The following is a 15,031-nucleotide window of genomic DNA, read 5'->3' as shown; positions in this document are numbered from 1 at the left end:
CCATTACTTCCGTATCATGCAAGCTATTGAGTTCAAAACGACTATCCACAATGGGATTGTGAATCTTCCTGCTGAATACACGCCACAACTTGAAGGGAAAACAATTCGGATTATTGTGCTGGAGGATTCTGAGGAGCCAACGCCCCCTCAGCGTCAATTTCAGGCGATCGCCCTCAATACTCAAGGTTTTAAGTTTGATCGGTTAGAGGCGAATGAGCGATAGGGTTTTTCTGGATACAAATATCCTGATTTATATCTACTCGCAGGATGAACCCCACAAACAACAACGGGCGATCGCCTGCACCCAAGCGCCACTCATTTGGATTAGTACCCAAGTTTTAAATGAAACGATTAATGTGCTGCGTCGCAAATTTAAGCTGGACTATAACCAAATTACTGATGTAGTCACTGAACTGACTCAGCAATTTCAAGTGGCGACGGTTTCGACTGAAACGATTAACCAAGCTTTGGGAATTGCCCAACGGTATCAGTTTAGTTATTTCGATAGTCTGATTGTTGCGAGTGCCCTAGAATCTCGGTGTAGTCAGTTATTTAGTGAAGACTTACACAATAATCAGCGGATTTATGATCAGCTCACCATTGTTAATCCTTTTGTCTAACCCGGAGAATTTAGCATCATTGTCTTAAATCTGTGTTGTTGCAGATGTCGTTAATCGTCGCGGCTAATTTCTCTTTTTCTGCGGTTAGCTGGGCCAAACGATTTTGAAAGTCGAGATATTCGGCAGGGCTGCCCTGACCCCGTTGGAAGTAAATTTCAAAAAGTTGAAGGCGTTTTTGCTCGGCCATTAATTCTGCTTCTAGGTCGGCCAGTTGATCAAGGTCGGCTTGGATTTGTTCGGCGATCGCCTTTTTCCTCATCTCAGTTCTAATGTCAGCTTCGATTAGATTGAGGCGACTGGCATCAGCTTGGGCTTCCGTGGTGCGGATTTGTAGTTCGGCCCGTTGGTGATCGCCACCCCCGAAAAGATTTTGAATAATGCCGATGGGATTGGGATTTAACCAAGTAGTCCAGCGGCGATCACGTTGGTAGTCAGCGGAGGCTTCAAGGTTCTCTAAACGGGATGCTTCCACATTTTTAGCTTGGGCAATGAGTGCTAAATCGGGGTCATTCTCGATCTGGCATTGGGTCAGGGTTGTCAAGTCGTAGGGTAATTTCGGCGTTGATTGTGCCTTCACTCTGCTCCAACCACCTGATGCGGCGCACAGTGCCAGGGTAAGGGCTACGAACGGTAGAGACTTGGGCAAGGCGACTGTCCACATCGGCGAGTTTGGTATTGAGGTCACTGAGTTGGTAGGCACGGCTGCGCTGTTGGTTCTCGAACTCTTGGAGTTGTTGCTGGTAGGCGAGGGCGTTGGCATTGGCACGTTCGATGCGTTCGGCGATCGCCAGGGAGGAGAGATATTCCTGGTGTTGGCGCTGGGCCTGGGCATCCTTGAGGTTGGCGATCGCCTTGTTGAGTTCTAGTTCAGCAGTCTGTTGGTCAACCTTAAGGGTTTCGAGCTTCGCTTTCTCGTGGGTGACAAGCAAAGGTTCATTGAGTTGGGCAATTTCTTCAATGAGAGATTTCTGGTCGGCGATCGCCAATTTGGCTAATTCTAATTTGGTGGTGGCCTGGGCGATGTTGGCTTTGTGAGTTTCGTAACTGACAGGAGGCAGCTCCGGGGTTATGGGAACAGCACGGGGGGCCAAAGGTGGTGTGACTTTAAGGGTTTCGAGGCGGGCGATCGCCAATTGTAATCGCTGTTTTTCTACCAAAAGGCGATCTCGCTCCTGGGGGCGATCAGCAATGACCTGGTTAATTGCCACGGTATCTCCTTCTTTCACCTTGAGGTTGTCCAGTTCAGTGAGCTTGACCTTGAAAGTATAGCGACTCGGGCTATTGGCGATTTCTTCAGTTACCTCCAGCTCGTCATCCTGTTGCTGTTGGGCGATGGAACCGAGGGGGAGGAGAAAGGCACCGAAACTCATAAAGATCACCATCACTGAAAACAGGTAGCGGATGGGTTCACTGGGCTTTAGTTTGTGTGCGGCAAAATTCAGCATCATTTTCTGGTGTAAGACAAAAAATCACAAAACAGCGACCTAACCCTCTCTTATGCCAATTTACGGTGAAATTCAAGGGAAATTCACGATTCTCTAAGGGTGCGTTGGTTTGGTGTAAGACAAAAAATACCCCCTCTGCCTATCGGCATCTCCCCAGAGGAGAGAACACCCCTTCTAGCTCCCCTCAAGGGGAGAACTGGAGAATGTGGGTGCTGGGGCGAATACCTTAAAGTCGAGCTGGCCGATCGCCCATTGGTCTTGGAGAATTGAAAGCGCCTGATTCAAGTCAGCATAGGTGAGATTGACCCTGGTGCCATAAACCTGAACCTCTGGGGGTAAGGAACTGGGTAACTCATCAGGGAAATCAATGGTGACACTGCCGGAAACCAGAACGAGGCTATTGGAATAACGCTGGGCGATCGCCTCTAACCCTTCCCCTAACGGCTCATCATTAAAACCCTGGGTAAAGGTTTCGGTGGTCTGTTCATTACGAATATCTAGGCGTACAAGGGTGGGAATAATATCGCCATTCTCAGCTACCTTATAAACACCCTGGCCATCGGTGACGAGATAACCATTATCCTCAGCCACAATAAAAAATGTTTGATTTACCGGTTTACGGTCACTGGCCCAAACCCCTTCCACATGGAGCCAAGTCGCATACTGGGCAGCATTGGCATTGTAGGCTTTGATGCTGTGGTCTCGTAGATTGAGAGTGCGGCTGGCAACATCGCGGAAACCACCATTATTCAAAAGATTCAGGTTGAGGAACAGAATTAAGACAGCGATCCCCAAGACCCAATATTCAGCCTTGCCCCCGGTCTTCATGCGCCGCTTGGGATTCATGCCGCAAACACACCATGCTTGCAAGGGATAAAACAACTGCACGCCCTGTTTCGTAAAGGTATCTGAGAAGATAGCCAAAAAGTGACCCAAGGGTAAGGCGATCGCCCAGGGGGTAGGGATATCCAGGATGTACCAGAGTGCCCAGGCGATCACCACTAGGACAAGATTAAATAAAAGACAGTGGGTGATGGTGCGGTGTGGATACCTGTCTTCTAGCCAGTGACTGATAGGAAAAAACACCTGACCCACGAGGCTGCGGGAGCTGTCGAGGTCAGGGATTTGTGAGCCAATAATAGATAATCCTAGAACAACGGGGTCAGCAGTTTGCAACAGTAGGGATGCGCCACAAACGCCAAGAATGGCATGGGTAACGGACATCATGGTGTTTCCTCCAGTTTGGTGTAAGACAAAAATCATTGGCCGTATTTCCTGCGAGCACCACGAATTTTGCCAATTTGCCGGAGCATGACGCCCAGGACGAGAGCAATGCCGCCAATGACGTAAAGACCGCGATCGCCAGTGCCCAAACCAATGAACCGAACGATGGAGAAGGCCATCAAAGCCGAGATGATGATGGGACTAATGTCGAGATACAGACTGTGCTCCGGCTCTGGATTCAAACCTAATTTCTCATTCCTGACTGCCTTTCTCGCCAAAAGAGGATTGCGACCAGCAACGGTTAACAGCTTGGCGATTTGGTGGTCAGTGAGGGATAAGTCATTTTTTTCAGCTTCCTCCAGAATCACACCTCGGATCGCCTCAATGGAGGGCCGCTCTAATTCCACTTCCAGCATTTGCAGATAGATGTCCCGCTTAATCACTGCGACGGCGATCGCCACGACAATCACCTTACCCATGCGCATGAGAGTTTCGAGCCAATAGCGAATAGATGCAGGTAGGCGTTTCGCTTCGGGAATAATCAGCAGGCTGCCCTTCTCAATTTCCTGGGCTAACTTTTCTTTGATTTCATCCGCCGTCAACTGGCGATCGCCAATCACCTCTCCCTCTTTGTTGTACTTGGGTTCCGTGGTGTCCACCCGAAACTGCTTGGCCAGCTCCATGAGGAATGTTTTCGTGCTGCCCTGGTACGCGACAATCGCCCAGGGTTCAATGTCCACCGCAGCGGCGATCGCCTCCGGTAGACCTTCAAATAAACCCGCTTCCCCCAGGACAAGACAATGGTGGCCTTCCTGGATGATGGAGATGATTTGACTTAGGTTTTCTGGATTGACCCGCTGCGATATTTGGTAAGGATCTGGCTGGCGATCGCGGCGGGATTGGCTAAAGGGTCACGGATCGCCCTCCGGGTCTGCTCAATCTTGCGGCGTAAATCTTCCGGTAGATCATCCTCCGTCATCTGCTCGACGAGGTGAGCCATCACCAATTCCGGCTGGAGAATCTGCTTCGCTTTCTTGGCCTGGGCAATGCGAATGAGAGCATCAAGATCGGACTCATCGGAAAGGTCGAGGTTATCCATGGAGGTGGTCGGAAATTCAGAGATTATCTCCTCCTCATAGAGCACCGGAAACTCATCACCGGAATCCGTTGAAAGTTCCCCATCCTGGGCGACTGGAATATCTGGAATAGCTTGATTTTCTTCGACCGGACTATCAGTAATAGCCTCATCAAAAGTGACTGGAATATCATCATGCTGATGGTCTAGAATAGCACCGGAATTTGGGGGAGGTGGAGGAATTACATCAGACTTTTCCGGTTGAGATTCCAGCGGATTTACAGGAGAAGAATCTTCTTTTTCCGGTGGCATTGGGGCTATAGATTCCGGTTGGGATTCTGATAAATCCTTAGTAGTTTCCGGCGTAGATTCCGACGATGTGTTTAGAGATTCCTTGTAGGCCAATAATGTTTCCAGTTCCGCCTGGGTAATGGTTGTCCGGCCATCACGACGTTCCGGTTTGATTCCGGTGGCCTTGAGGTAGGCATAATATTGGGACTTTCCGATGCCGAGTTTCCGCTGGGCTTGATTCCGGTCGTACATGAAAATTTTTTTATTTTCTATAGATCCATAATATGGCCGCATTTTCCGGTGGACTTTCCGGTCAGGATTCCGGGAAATATTCCGGTGCTGATTTCGGCCATATTTAAGCATAACCGGAAACTAAAGCGTTGATCCCCTCCTAGTCAGACCGGAAGCTTAATAGCGACCGGAAAAATAATCATCAGCGGAATATTCACTTTCCGGCGCGACCAATGGCGAAAGAAGGTTAGTTGAGAATGTTGGCGATCGCCCCATTGATATTTGAAGGAGATGGATGAAATCAGGGGCTATTCACAAGGGAGAAAAAACTGGACGATAACCAAGACAAGCCAGCTATCAGCATCCAGTAATTTCTCCTTACAAAAACTATTGTTCAAAATATTCCTTGGTGATGTCATAACCAGGCTGATTTCCCTGCTCAAACGTGAGTTCGGGATAAGGGAAGAGGGGTAGAGTAGTCTGGAAGTGTCCAAACTAAACCAATCTACTCACCCCATGTCTAGTCTAGAAGAACTTTTCTGTAATGTGGATGACTTCTGTCAAATCTTTGAGCCTCTCTGGCATCAAGAGTTAATTCAAGGCGGTACAGTGACTCGACTTCGCTCCCGTCGTTTATGCCTCAGCGAAATTCTGACAATCTTGATCTCCTTTCATCGCGAATCCTACTGTAATTTCAAACATTTCTACGAAAAGTATGTTTGTCAACATTGGCGAGAAGCCTTTCCACACCTCGTCAGCTATCAGCGTTTTATCGAGTGGATACCTTCGACGATTGTGCCTTTATGTGTGTATTTAAAGCATTGTTTCGGGAGCTGCACAGGTATCAGTTTCATTGATGCGACAAGCCTAAAAGTCTGTCACAGTAGGCGTATTCACAGTCACAAGGTCTTTGATGGTCTTGTGGCTCTCGGCAAAACTTCCGTGGGTTGGTTCTATGGTTTTAAGCTTCATTTAGTGGTCAATGAACTGGGAGAGTTGCTCAATGTTCAAATCACCGCAGGTAATGTAGATGACAGAAAACCCGTAGAGGAGTTAGTGCAGCAATTATTTGGCAAAGTCTTTGCAGACAGAGGCTACGTTTCTCAACCGTTAACGGAGAAGTTACGGGAAACCTATGGGATTGAGTTTTTTGCGAAGCCAAAACGCAACATGAAGAACAGATTAATGCGTTTGACAGATAAATTATTATCGAGAAAGCGCTTCATTATTGAGACAGTGATTGACCAGTTAAAGAATATTTCACAAATTGAGCATTCCCGCCATCGTAGTCCGGTGAATTGCTTTGTGAATATACTTTGTGGCTTAATCGCCTACTGCCATCAGCCGAAAAAGCCCTCGCTACAGTTAGACTGGGCATTACAGCCTTCGGCTTAACCCGAACTCACGTTGCTCAAGCATTGCCCTGGCTTCTGGAATTGATTGGGAAACAGCATTGATCAGCTTCTCCACAAGACTCCGCACCATGAGGCCACTTTCACCACGAATCCAGTGTTGTGCTGTCTGGAGATAGGCAACAAGCACGAATATCTCAAAAGCACTTAGGGAAAGGGGGATTTTAGAGTCGTGGTTGATTAGGGATTGAAGAATGTCGTTGTTGTTCATTTGTCTGCACGATTATTTTTTGTCTTACACCAAATCCGGAACCGGACGGACTTTGGCAATTGAGGCGGGAATTTTTGTCTTACACCAGATTATTCAAGTCTGCCTGTCTCAATAAAGTTCAAGATACGAACCACATTTTGATTGGCTTGGATCAATTGATGTACCGCTGTGACTTGGTGAAACTTGATGCGTTTTGACCTCGTTAACCATCGTTGCTGATTCTCCTGCCACTCTCTCCATTGATAAAACCAGCGGTAGTGATGGGGATAATCGAGGGCAATATCTTTGGATACCCGTTCCCCTTGAATGATGGGATAGGTTTTGCCACGGCGGGCTTCAGTGAAGGGGACTAAACAGCCAGAGGCTTTCCCACTACTGCCCCGTGGTCTACCGCGTCTTTTGTTGGTGGTGCCAGTCAACGAAGTAGAGGGCGATCGCCGCTTGGGCTGGGGTGACAGTTTTCCCGGCAAGTCTGCGGACATCGTTACGTCCTTTGAGGCCGCTGGGAACGAGGTAGGCAGTTGGGTGAAGCGTTGTCCGGTGATTGAGCTGAAGAGATTCCACGGAAAACCCATATACATCGCCATCGCCTCGGGGCTGAATTGATAGCCAGGGGGAATAATGCTTAATTGCTTCAGCCTTTGTTCTAACTTCGTCTGACCAGCATTGCGCTTCGTGCCGCTGCCCGTGGTCAAGGTAGGCAATAACAAATGTTCTTTCCCGTCGGTGGGATGCGCCGAGTTCACTAGCGGCGATTGTAAAACCCGTTGTTTGATAGCCAGCCATTCGGCATCCCCCAAGAATTGCTCGTAAACCTCTAGTGGCAATGCCCACAGGTTGTTCCCAGATGAAATATTGGGGTCGGACTTGGCAGAGGATACGCAGTCCTTCGCGCCATAATTGTGATTCGGGGTGATGGAGTCCGGTTTTGCTGCCTGCCTGGGACGTTCCAGTGCAGGGGAAGCCGCAGGTGATGAGATCGAATTCTTTTTGTTGGGGGTGGTAGGTGCGGATATCTTTGTGAATGGTGACTTTGGGGAAGAATTCCGAGTAAACGGCGCTCCCTCCGGGGACAGCGAAGCTGCGCGCCTGTTCGTCGATGTCGCAGTAGTCCGTGGTTTTGATGCTTTCGGAATAATATTTGGCGATCGCGTGGGAGAAGCCCCCAATGCCGCCGAAGAGTTCGCAGTGTCTGAGCATTGTTGTAGATCGTTCAGATAGTCGAGCAATGGTGTCCCAGGTTCTGGTGGGAGGGATTTTAGCCACTGCTCAAATCTTTCTTCACCCATGTCTATGCACCCTGAAAAAAAGGGAACCTCCGTAAAAAATATGTATAGGTGTATACAAAAGATACGGAGGTATTATAGATAGACAAATATACAAAAATCAACACCAAGAGCAATCAGGTTCAGCACTTCACTGTTCCTAGAAAACACCTGACTTAACAAATAAGTTGAGTGCTCAGACGTCGCCTAATTCCTGTTTGATTTCTTCTAGAAGGTCGGGATGCTCACGAATTACCTTAACGAGGATACGCCGCATCAAGGGTGTATTTTTAGTCCCATCTTCGCGAGTGAGGACATCAGCAATATCCTGGGGCACTCGAATGCAGTAATTGACTGAGGCCATCTTTTCTTTTTTATCGAGATCGGATAATTTACGTTCGGCGACTTCCCAAAACTTTTCAGTCATTGTGGGATGAGGATTGCGCATATTTATTCACAAAAAGCCTAGTCTACAAGGACATAATATCATTCTTGAATATTTTCATGTTCTACTAATGCGATTTCAAGCATCGCTTCGATAATGCCCTCTTTGAATGCTTGTTTGATTGGGGGTGGGGCGTTACGAATTTGGGGGGTTGCTTGGTGGCCAAGGATGAACCGCTTAAATGCTGTGGGGTCATCGTCTGGGTTGAGTTCAGTGAGGGCGGTGTGAGTGAACTCGTGGCCGAGGGCTTTAGCGGTTTTTGTGTCCATATCGTTTGTATCAAGAGAAAACTGGGCACTTTAGCAAAAGGTTGTGCCCAAGTCAGATTTTTGCAAGGTGATCATAAATATTCGATGGCATCACCTGCTGTTGAGCAAAGATGTCCATCATCGGAGAGGTATTCTGTATCTCTACCCTTGGGGAAGTGGGTCGTTACCCAGGCGTCAAAAATATCACCGTGGGGATAGCCTCTGTCTTTTTCCCAGAAGCCAACGCCATGGCCTTGGATTGTGAAATATAGATCATTACCAATGCGGCGTAATTGCTCTATATCTAGGGTTTTCAAGTGGGGATGATTATCTTTGTAGAACTTTTCGCATAGGGTAGTGGCTTCAAACTTCATGGCAGAGTCATAGCCTTGGTAGTCTTCCTGGGAGATGTCGGTATCTTCCCAGAAGTCCGGATTATCGATAGTGCAGAAGTCGAGGGCTTCAAAATAGCCAGATAGGATATCCGCTAGTTGCTTGTGCTCATGTGTGTCCATGTTTTACCTGTGTGAGTGGGGACAGGCAGTTTGATGACTTACCTAGGTCGAATTTTATCGTTATTGGTAGAGGTAGAGTCCTAAGCCAAACTTGGCACAGGCTCGTCGGAAAGCCATACTCTCGGCATTACTGGATGGATCGCCATAGGGATGCTCGACCACTTCTCCGCTGCGCTTGACTAATTTGAGAGTTTCGGTGCCAGTGGCTTCTCGATAGACTCGTCCCTCGGCAACAGTCAAGGTTAACCGTCCTGTGAGGAAAAGGCGATCGCCTGTGGTTTCCATCTTCACAATTTCCCAAGTCCAGGCAGGGCAATATTTATCCAGAATCTTCACGGCATTGTGCCAGGGTAAGTAAGTGATATTCCGGTCTTTGATGCCTAGGAGGGCATCAGGGATAGGTCGGGATAAAGTCTCAATGGTTTGCTTCAATGTCCATTCGCCAATGCTGCTGGGGCGTTGGGTTTGAGGGGTTGTGGTGGTAGTCATAGTATTTAGTCTTCCAATAGAATTTCTTCTGCTTGTTCAAAAAGTTTGTAGAGTCGGGTGGTGCCAGGTTTACCAAGGGCTTGTTCTACATTCCAGGTGCGGGAATAGTGCTGCTCGATGTAGTTGCGGAGTTTGATAAGTTCCTGGGCCATGGCTTTAGCGTTGGGTTTGTTCATGGTTCGTTTGTGGGTCTGACTGACTCCTTCTCACCTGCTAGGGCAGGCTAAGGATTAATAGGAGCGCATGGGTGTTACTCATAAGCCATCAGATAGGCTTCATCACAGGCACGGTTCGGTTCATCTTCGGCATGGAGTTCGTTCAGGTGTGCTTGGGTTTGTTCCCGTGGGAGTGCGCCATACTCCATCCAGCCCCAAATGATTGTGAATAGATTCCCGTTGGCGACTTCTTGGGTGATCGCCACAGCTTCACAGGCTGGGAAGTAATCTGTCTGGCGTTTTCCGTTGGGGGCTGTAAAAATCACTTTTACAATGTCGCTGTCGATAGTTGCTTCAATATCTAGGGTCAAGGGATACAGATGCTTGTTGGCGGTTTCAAGGGTTGTCAATAAATTAAGCCAGTCTTGATATTTCATCGTTGTGATTCCTGAGAAGTGAATATGACCCCTCCCAACCCTCCCCAAGGAGGGCTAGGTTTTGGGGGTGATGGTTATAGGTAGGCGAAAACGTAAACTTGACCTTTGGATGTCGGTTCTGAGAAGTAGTCACAAATGAACCAGTCACGGGCGATCGCCTTAAAGTCGATGTAGCAGGTCATCATTCCGGCTTTCTCCCAGGCGTCAAGGGTGCCAAGGTCTTCAAGCTGGGAATAAACAAAGTCTTCTTTGTCGTCGTAAATACCCTGATAAGCATCCTCGAAAGCTTCAACTGTTGAGGCAACATCACCATATCGAGCAGTGCCATAAAAAGCAGCAAAGGCAGGGCCATGGTTGGCGATCGCCTCTCCTAAAGCGGCCACAGTCTCGAAATCTTCCCATTCGCTGATCTGGATGTCGCCAAATCCTTCATAGTCGTGGATCGCCCATTCCTCGCAAATGTCGCCAAGTTGCCAAGCCGGGGAAGTCTTGAGCATGGCCTGTACTTCCGCTTGAATATCATCGGCGTCTTGGTCAGCATCGATCCAAGCTCCATGTAAAAAGCCGTTGTTGTAGGCCGCAAGGCAAGCCACATAGATCCGAGGGGTATCGGTCAGAGTCAACATAATTTTTAAATTCCTAAAATTCTTGAAAAGTTGAGGGGGACAGTGCCTCCAACAGGTGACTAAAAGGGCAGATCCTCTAAGGGAATATGCGCTGTATTTTTGGGGTGCTGTTTGAATAGGGCGATTACTGCTTTCCCGTGGTCAACAATGGCCGGGCGATCGCCGCGTCGGATGATCACAATAGGCTCGGCAAAGTCAGCGGGATGGGGGCTAGTGGTTAAGTGGCCGCCCTGGGAATCATGGACGAAATAAAGCATCACCAATCCCTCCCCTAGTAAGGCAACCAATCAGAAGGAAACAGGTCACAGCAAGGATATTTAATCTCTAAGCTGTGCGCCTCAAAATAGCTGCAACCATAGGCAAGGTCACGCCATTCATTCTCGATGTCTGCGTTGGTGAGGGGCTGGGAAAACTCCATGTCTGATTCGGCGCAAATTTCCCCATGAAAACTGGTAACAGCGGTAAAGCTGAAACGATAACGGGTATTCCAGCAAACCCGAACCCCTGCCGGAAGTTCTTCGTCTCTAGACTCAAACTGGTAACGGCCAATCGTAGTGTTATAGGCCGTCCGGTCAGCCATCTCCGATAGCTGCCGTAAAATATCTAAAGCAGTCATAACTAGCTTCTCCTAGTTGTGGTTGTTAGGGCGGGGTTGAGAATTGCAGTTCTCTCCTCGCCTGTTCTTACATTATACCCTTGTATACAAGGAAAATAAACAAAAAATAGATAAGAAAATCTAATATAAAAATAAACTAATAAGCCTTGTATACAAGGTAAAATATAGAGGTAGCTAATAAAGAGAGAGAACAAGCTATGCTCGCATTTAGCGGCCCTAGAAAACTCACACCGCAAGAAACAAAACAAGTGCTAAACCTACTCCCCGCAAACCCTCCAGCGGTCGGGGTGGGAGATGCCAAAGGACTAGACGCCCTAGTAGCAGAACACTACGCAGGAAAAACAGACCTCACCATCTACCATGTAGAAGGCCGAGAAAGATGGCAGTTCGCCGCTCGCAGTCAACGCATGGTAAACGATGCCACTGAGCTAATCGCCTTCCCGAATAAACCCTGTCCAGAAAGCTGCACCCCGGCTAAACCCTTCAGCGGCCATGGGTCAGGAACCTGGGGGACGATCGCCTATGCCGTAAAGAAAGGGCTAAGGGTGACAATCTACCCTCTCGACGGTAGCCAAGTGCCGAGCTGGGCAGAACAAAGACAGCTAACTTTGATCTAAACCCGCAGGGCCGCAAGGCCCACGAGCGGCAGGGGGCTACGGCAAAAACAAACAGCCCCGACCACGAAAACAGCCGACCAACACACAAAAGGGCAAAAGCACACGCTACGCGCGCCCCTACCCCCTCCAACCCACCCTCTCTCTTTCTACTAGCGACGTGCCGCCCAAGAAACAAAAAAAGCACGCCACAAACGCCGGGATAGGGACGTAGCTTGCTTAGGCCCCAACGTATAAAAACTGCCCGACAGCCGAAGATCGCCGACGTAGGAGGCCAACGTAAAAAGACACGGGCTAACGGACTCCGGCGGACTGGTGTTGCTAAAATGCCTTTTCGCGGCTAAGGAAGCGTAATTACGCCGCAATCGTGCGGCATCCTTATTTCTATCCTGTCGCTCCGCCTATACCCATCAGTAGGGGATTGGGATTTAGAAAGTAGCAGTCACGTTGGCGGCAAGTAACCTTTCGGGAACAGGACTTTCTGGGATAGCAGGATGAGACTTGGTGGGCAGTGAGCGGAAGGTAGGCAATAACCTGAATGGGGACAGGTAAAGCGGCAGTATGCGGCTTTTTGAATAATCAAAGACAACCGTCATCGGCGCTTTGCGCGGACGACACCTTATTTCCTGTCCCCTCGAACTTAAACCAGGGATGTGGGGTGATCGCCATCATTGTCGATATTGATGTAAAACTTTTTCCTTTTTTGAGGTTCAGCTTTTATTCTTAGAGATATCGAACTCTAAAAACTTTGGATCAATGCCCAAAACAGTCTCAATTGTCAGCAGGAAAGGAGGAGTAGGGAAAAGTACCCTTTGTTCCAATCTTGCCGTAATTGCTGGAGATGCAACAATCCTTGATTGTGACGATCAGGCTTCCTTAGCTGATTGGGGCGATCGCCGCAAACAAGATACTCCTCCAGTGATTGCCATACCAGCGAGACGAGCAGTTGCTACGATTAAGCAAACAAACACTGATTGGAATTTTATTGATACTCCGGGTACTCTCGATGCCAATATTATCGAAGTGATCCAAGCCTCTGATTTTGCCCTAGTCGTTTTGCGCTATGGACAATTTGAGCTTGATTCTGTATCGACAACCCTATCGGCTGTGAAACTCACTCAAAAACCAGCAGCAGTTGTTCTCAATCTTCTTCATCCCAACAGTAACGCCCAAGATCTAATCAAGAATCTCCAAGAAGCGGACTTGGGATTTCCAATTGTTCCTACAGCAATTTGTTCTAGAGCAGACTTTCAAACCGCTGCTACCCAAGGCATTGGCGTTACTGAACTTGCCCCTGAAGGAAAAGCAGCACAAGAAATTACTCAAGTATGGAATTGGCTTAAAACAGAGATTTAATTTAGTTATGTCCAAACGTTCTCCCCTAGATCTTAGTAAGGCAATCAAACGGTCAGCGACCCCTGATGCAGCCCGTACTCTTCTCACAGAACAGAATCAAAACAAACAATTTGTTCCTTTAGAACAAATATCAGATCGCATCGGGTCAGATACAAGAGTGATTAACGAAAAACACGCTCAAGAGTTAGCAGAAAGCATCGCTGTTATTGGTTTGATTGCGCCACTGACAGTAGACCGCCATTATCGACTTTTAGCTGGGGGGCATCGTAGAGTTGCCTTGCAATTCATTAGGCAAGCATGGCCTGATAGATTCGCCGAGTTATTTAAAAATGGCGTTCCTGTTTATATCATTGATATTGATGCCACAACTGATGTTGTTGATGCGCTGCAAATTGAAGTAGAGGAAAATACGCAACGGAAAAATTACACAACAGAGGAAATTCGAGAAGCTGCCCGAAAGTTAGAAGAAGCTGGATATGAACGGCTTCGGGGCAGACCAGCGGATGGGCAAAAGTCTTTGAATAGGGAGCTGATGTCTGTTTTTCGTCTGAGTCGCCGTCGCATTACAGAAATCTTAAATGAACCCTCAGAAAAAAGTGAGCACCCATGCGCACTTTCTAAAGACCTTAAACAGTATGAGACCTTCCTTCGACAATCTGAGAAATTCCATAGGAAGATCATGGAGCGAACTATGGAGGATACTCAAGCTCCAGAACTACAGAAAATTCGGCGTGATCTAGGCAGAATAATCAAAAATTTGGAGACATTGATTGATAAGAGAGTTAAAGAGAACTTAAGTGATAATGAGTTTTAGGCGATCGCCACCTTTTTAGACCAACTTGAGGAGAATCCAAATCTAATTGAACAGGCTTTAGCTCGGCAGGAAAATCGAGGTTAGGATGAACTCAGGGCACATGACTCTGGTTTCCTGGGAGATCGCCTTATTCTATCTCTCCCTAAAATTGTTGTAATAAAGTTAGCCATGGTACAAATCTCCTTTTTTTTTGAAAGTAACGCTGAAGGTGGATACATCAACGCATTGTCTGAAAGTACATTAGTATCTGGCCCCATCGTTTCGCAAAATGCTGGCAGTACAAACTACGGCATCTACTATCAAGTCGGTGGTGGAGGGCTGAATGGTGCCTTTGCAAAAGGGCTGAGAAGTCAAATCTCGACAGTCAACGAAGAACTTAGGTTGGCCTATGATGCAAAGTTCGGTGACGGTTGTTGGGCAAAACACTCTAACAATCCACCATCTCCCCCAGTTCTGACATCTTTATTGGTATCAGTCCAGCCTTCTGAAGAAGTGGAAAAAGAGTGTATCGGTATGATGTATTCCGTGGGGCCAAGGCTAACCGCAGCAGGTTTGACATCCAATGAATACGCTTGTTATACCCAAATCTATAGGGACGCGATGAATGAGATTACCCAGAGTGATAAAAAAATCAGTGGCTTCCGTATCACGATGCTCTCATCAGGGATTTACCGTGGCGGCGCACCGATAGCACCCTTTGCTGATGCTGCTGCTAGTTCAATTATTGATGCGGTATGTGAAGCCGTTGCCAATCACCCCAGGAGGTTAGAGGACTTAGCCATTCTAATCAATACAAACACTAAGACTGAGTTTCCCAAGGAGGTGAAAGGGTTTAGTAACGCGGCAAAAGCTAGAGGTGCAGATTTCTTCTCGGAAAAAGGGAAGAACGGATTTGTAATAACGCTTTAGTCAGGGGCGATCGCCTACTCATTCGGCGACTCG

24 protein-coding genes are annotated in these 15,031 nt (G+C 47.8%); 7 read left to right on the top strand and 17 right to left on the bottom strand.

Features of this window, described 5'->3' with window-relative positions; genetic code table 11:
- Positions 1-16 precede the first annotated feature (16 nt).
- A complete protein-coding gene (locus FEK30_RS00665) occupies positions 17-223 on the top strand; it encodes a hypothetical protein (RefSeq protein WP_030008262.1) in 207 nt (68 codons plus the stop codon).
- Entirely contained in the window at positions 213-620 is a 408-nt protein-coding gene (locus tag FEK30_RS00660) for a PIN domain-containing protein (RefSeq protein WP_030008261.1), read from the top strand. The genes FEK30_RS00665 and FEK30_RS00660 overlap by 11 nt, the downstream gene beginning before the upstream one ends.
- Before the next feature lie 16 nt (positions 621-636).
- Here the strand turns inward: FEK30_RS00660 and FEK30_RS00655 are convergent, their stop codons facing one another.
- From FEK30_RS00655 to FEK30_RS00635, 5 genes are all read right to left on the bottom strand, one after another.
- The gene (locus FEK30_RS00655; protein ID WP_255447810.1) at positions 637-1,161 is read right to left on the bottom strand and encodes a hypothetical protein; all 525 of its coding nucleotides are present in this window, start codon (positions 1,159-1,161) and stop codon (positions 637-639) included.
- Positions 1,127-2,068: an HlyD family secretion protein gene (locus FEK30_RS00650; RefSeq protein WP_138071148.1), complete on the bottom strand. Its 942-nt coding sequence runs from the start codon at positions 2,066-2,068 to the stop codon at positions 1,127-1,129. Before FEK30_RS00650 ends, FEK30_RS00655 begins: the two co-directional genes overlap by 35 nt.
- Positions 2,069-2,239: 171 nt before the next feature.
- A complete protein-coding gene (locus tag FEK30_RS00645) occupies positions 2,240-3,292 on the bottom strand; it encodes a metal-dependent hydrolase (RefSeq protein WP_138071146.1) in 1,053 nt (350 codons plus the stop codon).
- 32 nt (positions 3,293-3,324) lie between these two features.
- Positions 3,325-4,029 (bottom strand): hypothetical protein, encoded by a 705-nt coding sequence (locus FEK30_RS00640; RefSeq protein ID WP_223209959.1) that lies wholly within the window; start codon positions 4,027-4,029, stop codon positions 3,325-3,327.
- A gap of 95 nt (positions 4,030-4,124) precedes the next feature.
- Positions 4,125-4,907, bottom strand: coding sequence for a hypothetical protein (locus tag FEK30_RS00635; RefSeq protein WP_255447809.1), 783 nt, complete (start codon positions 4,905-4,907; stop codon positions 4,125-4,127).
- A gap of 495 nt (positions 4,908-5,402) precedes the next feature.
- Here FEK30_RS00635 and FEK30_RS00630 point away from each other — a divergent pair, with 495 nt between their 5' ends.
- Positions 5,403-6,281, top strand: a complete 879-nt coding sequence (locus tag FEK30_RS00630) for an IS982 family transposase (RefSeq protein ID WP_138071144.1) — start codon at positions 5,403-5,405, stop codon at positions 6,279-6,281.
- On the opposite strand, the gene FEK30_RS00625 is transcribed toward FEK30_RS00630, so the two are convergent.
- The 12 genes from FEK30_RS00625 to FEK30_RS00575 form a co-directional block, all read right to left on the bottom strand.
- A complete protein-coding gene (locus FEK30_RS00625) occupies positions 6,264-6,509 on the bottom strand; it encodes a hypothetical protein (RefSeq protein ID WP_138071142.1) in 246 nt (81 codons plus the stop codon). The two genes, FEK30_RS00630 and FEK30_RS00625, sit on opposite strands and share 18 nt — an antisense overlap.
- Before the next feature lie 89 nt (positions 6,510-6,598).
- Positions 6,599-6,928, bottom strand: coding sequence for a hypothetical protein (locus FEK30_RS00620; protein ID WP_138071140.1), 330 nt, complete (start codon positions 6,926-6,928; stop codon positions 6,599-6,601).
- Entirely contained in the window at positions 6,897-7,709 is an 813-nt protein-coding gene (locus FEK30_RS00615; RefSeq protein ID WP_138071138.1) for a DNA cytosine methyltransferase, read from the bottom strand. Before FEK30_RS00615 ends, FEK30_RS00620 begins: the two co-directional genes overlap by 32 nt.
- A gap of 261 nt (positions 7,710-7,970) precedes the next feature.
- Positions 7,971-8,201 (bottom strand): hypothetical protein, encoded by a 231-nt coding sequence (locus FEK30_RS00610; protein ID WP_138071136.1) that lies wholly within the window; start codon positions 8,199-8,201, stop codon positions 7,971-7,973.
- Between the two features lie 59 nt (positions 8,202-8,260).
- Positions 8,261-8,488, bottom strand: coding sequence for a hypothetical protein (locus FEK30_RS00605; RefSeq protein WP_138071134.1), 228 nt, complete (start codon positions 8,486-8,488; stop codon positions 8,261-8,263).
- Positions 8,489-8,559: 71 nt separating this feature from the next.
- Entirely contained in the window at positions 8,560-8,982 is a 423-nt protein-coding gene (locus FEK30_RS00600; RefSeq protein ID WP_138071132.1) for a hypothetical protein, read from the bottom strand.
- A 60-nt stretch (positions 8,983-9,042) separates the two neighbouring features.
- Positions 9,043-9,471 carry a DUF1071 domain-containing protein gene (locus tag FEK30_RS00595; RefSeq protein WP_138071130.1) on the bottom strand — a complete coding sequence of 143 codons (429 nt, stop codon included), beginning with the start codon at positions 9,469-9,471 and terminating at the stop codon, positions 9,043-9,045.
- Positions 9,472-9,476: 5 nt separating this feature from the next.
- A complete protein-coding gene (locus FEK30_RS16615) occupies positions 9,477-9,647 on the bottom strand; it encodes a hypothetical protein (RefSeq protein WP_168191085.1) in 171 nt (56 codons plus the stop codon).
- A gap of 74 nt (positions 9,648-9,721) precedes the next feature.
- Complete coding sequence (locus tag FEK30_RS00590; RefSeq protein ID WP_138071128.1) at positions 9,722-10,063, bottom strand: hypothetical protein; 342 nt, start codon at positions 10,061-10,063, stop codon at positions 9,722-9,724.
- A gap of 74 nt (positions 10,064-10,137) precedes the next feature.
- Positions 10,138-10,689 carry an antirestriction protein ArdA gene (locus FEK30_RS00585; protein ID WP_138071126.1) on the bottom strand — a complete coding sequence of 184 codons (552 nt, stop codon included), beginning with the start codon at positions 10,687-10,689 and terminating at the stop codon, positions 10,138-10,140.
- Positions 10,690-10,748: 59 nt separating this feature from the next.
- The gene (locus FEK30_RS00580; protein ID WP_138071083.1) at positions 10,749-10,946 is read right to left on the bottom strand and encodes a hypothetical protein; all 198 of its coding nucleotides are present in this window, start codon (positions 10,944-10,946) and stop codon (positions 10,749-10,751) included.
- Between the two features lie 14 nt (positions 10,947-10,960).
- The gene (locus FEK30_RS00575; protein ID WP_138071081.1) at positions 10,961-11,305 is read right to left on the bottom strand and encodes a hypothetical protein; all 345 of its coding nucleotides are present in this window, start codon (positions 11,303-11,305) and stop codon (positions 10,961-10,963) included.
- Positions 11,306-11,502: 197 nt separating this feature from the next.
- On the opposite strand from FEK30_RS00575, the gene FEK30_RS00570 reads away from it, so the two are divergent.
- The 4 genes from FEK30_RS00570 (at position 11,503) to FEK30_RS00555 (ending at position 14,998) form a co-directional block, all read left to right on the top strand.
- On the top strand, positions 11,503-11,922 hold the full coding sequence (locus FEK30_RS00570; RefSeq protein WP_062436943.1) for a hypothetical protein: 420 nt from the start codon (positions 11,503-11,505) through the stop codon (positions 11,920-11,922).
- A gap of 753 nt (positions 11,923-12,675) precedes the next feature.
- On the top strand, positions 12,676-13,275 hold the full coding sequence (locus tag FEK30_RS00565; RefSeq protein WP_062436859.1) for a nucleotide-binding protein: 600 nt from the start codon (positions 12,676-12,678) through the stop codon (positions 13,273-13,275).
- A 7-nt stretch (positions 13,276-13,282) separates the two neighbouring features.
- Positions 13,283-14,089: a ParB/RepB/Spo0J family partition protein gene (locus FEK30_RS00560; RefSeq protein WP_138071124.1), complete on the top strand. Its 807-nt coding sequence runs from the start codon at positions 13,283-13,285 to the stop codon at positions 14,087-14,089.
- Positions 14,090-14,257: 168 nt separating this feature from the next.
- Positions 14,258-14,998, top strand: coding sequence for a hypothetical protein (locus FEK30_RS00555; protein ID WP_138071122.1), 741 nt, complete (start codon positions 14,258-14,260; stop codon positions 14,996-14,998).
- Positions 14,999-15,031 lie beyond the last annotated feature (33 nt).

The organism is Picosynechococcus sp. PCC 11901 (assembly GCF_005577135.1).
In the GTDB taxonomy this organism is placed as follows: domain Bacteria; phylum Cyanobacteriota; class Cyanobacteriia; order Cyanobacteriales; family MRBY01; genus MRBY01.
Note: the sequence above shows the minus strand (reverse complement) of the source record. Positions and strands in the feature narration are given on the sequence as shown.

Excerpts from the sequence above, each read along its gene's own strand:
- FEK30_RS00665 (WP_030008262.1), top strand. The coding sequence starts at position 17 with ATGCAAGCTATTGAGTTCAAAACGACTATCCACAATGGGATTGTGAAT.
- FEK30_RS00660 (WP_030008261.1), top strand. The coding sequence starts at position 213 with ATGAGCGATAGGGTTTTTCTGGATACAAATATCCTGATTTATATCTAC.
- FEK30_RS00650 (WP_138071148.1), bottom strand. The coding sequence starts at position 2,068 with ATGATGCTGAATTTTGCCGCACACAAACTAAAGCCCAGTGAACCCATC.
- FEK30_RS00645 (WP_138071146.1), bottom strand. The coding sequence starts at position 3,292 with ATGATGTCCGTTACCCATGCCATTCTTGGCGTTTGTGGCGCATCCCTA.
- FEK30_RS00635 (WP_255447809.1), bottom strand. The coding sequence starts at position 4,907 with ATGTACGACCGGAATCAAGCCCAGCGGAAACTCGGCATCGGAAAGTCC.
- FEK30_RS00630 (WP_138071144.1), top strand. The coding sequence starts at position 5,403 with ATGTCTAGTCTAGAAGAACTTTTCTGTAATGTGGATGACTTCTGTCAA.
- FEK30_RS00625 (WP_138071142.1), bottom strand. The coding sequence starts at position 6,509 with ATGAACAACAACGACATTCTTCAATCCCTAATCAACCACGACTCTAAA.
- FEK30_RS00615 (WP_138071138.1), bottom strand. The coding sequence starts at position 7,709 with ATGCTCAGACACTGCGAACTCTTCGGCGGCATTGGGGGCTTCTCCCAC.
- FEK30_RS00610 (WP_138071136.1), bottom strand. The coding sequence starts at position 8,201 with ATGACTGAAAAGTTTTGGGAAGTCGCCGAACGTAAATTATCCGATCTC.
- FEK30_RS00605 (WP_138071134.1), bottom strand. The coding sequence starts at position 8,488 with ATGGACACAAAAACCGCTAAAGCCCTCGGCCACGAGTTCACTCACACC.
- FEK30_RS00600 (WP_138071132.1), bottom strand. The coding sequence starts at position 8,982 with ATGGACACACATGAGCACAAGCAACTAGCGGATATCCTATCTGGCTAT.
- FEK30_RS00595 (WP_138071130.1), bottom strand. The coding sequence starts at position 9,471 with ATGACTACCACCACAACCCCTCAAACCCAACGCCCCAGCAGCATTGGC.
- FEK30_RS16615 (WP_168191085.1), bottom strand. The coding sequence starts at position 9,647 with ATGAACAAACCCAACGCTAAAGCCATGGCCCAGGAACTTATCAAACTC.
- FEK30_RS00590 (WP_138071128.1), bottom strand. The coding sequence starts at position 10,063 with ATGAAATATCAAGACTGGCTTAATTTATTGACAACCCTTGAAACCGCC.
- FEK30_RS00585 (WP_138071126.1), bottom strand. The coding sequence starts at position 10,689 with ATGTTGACTCTGACCGATACCCCTCGGATCTATGTGGCTTGCCTTGCG.
- FEK30_RS00580 (WP_138071083.1), bottom strand. The coding sequence starts at position 10,946 with ATGCTTTATTTCGTCCATGATTCCCAGGGCGGCCACTTAACCACTAGC.
- FEK30_RS00575 (WP_138071081.1), bottom strand. The coding sequence starts at position 11,305 with ATGACTGCTTTAGATATTTTACGGCAGCTATCGGAGATGGCTGACCGG.
- FEK30_RS00570 (WP_062436943.1), top strand. The coding sequence starts at position 11,503 with ATGCTCGCATTTAGCGGCCCTAGAAAACTCACACCGCAAGAAACAAAA.
- FEK30_RS00565 (WP_062436859.1), top strand. The coding sequence starts at position 12,676 with ATGCCCAAAACAGTCTCAATTGTCAGCAGGAAAGGAGGAGTAGGGAAA.
- FEK30_RS00560 (WP_138071124.1), top strand. The coding sequence starts at position 13,283 with ATGTCCAAACGTTCTCCCCTAGATCTTAGTAAGGCAATCAAACGGTCA.
- FEK30_RS00555 (WP_138071122.1), top strand. The coding sequence starts at position 14,258 with ATGGTACAAATCTCCTTTTTTTTTGAAAGTAACGCTGAAGGTGGATAC.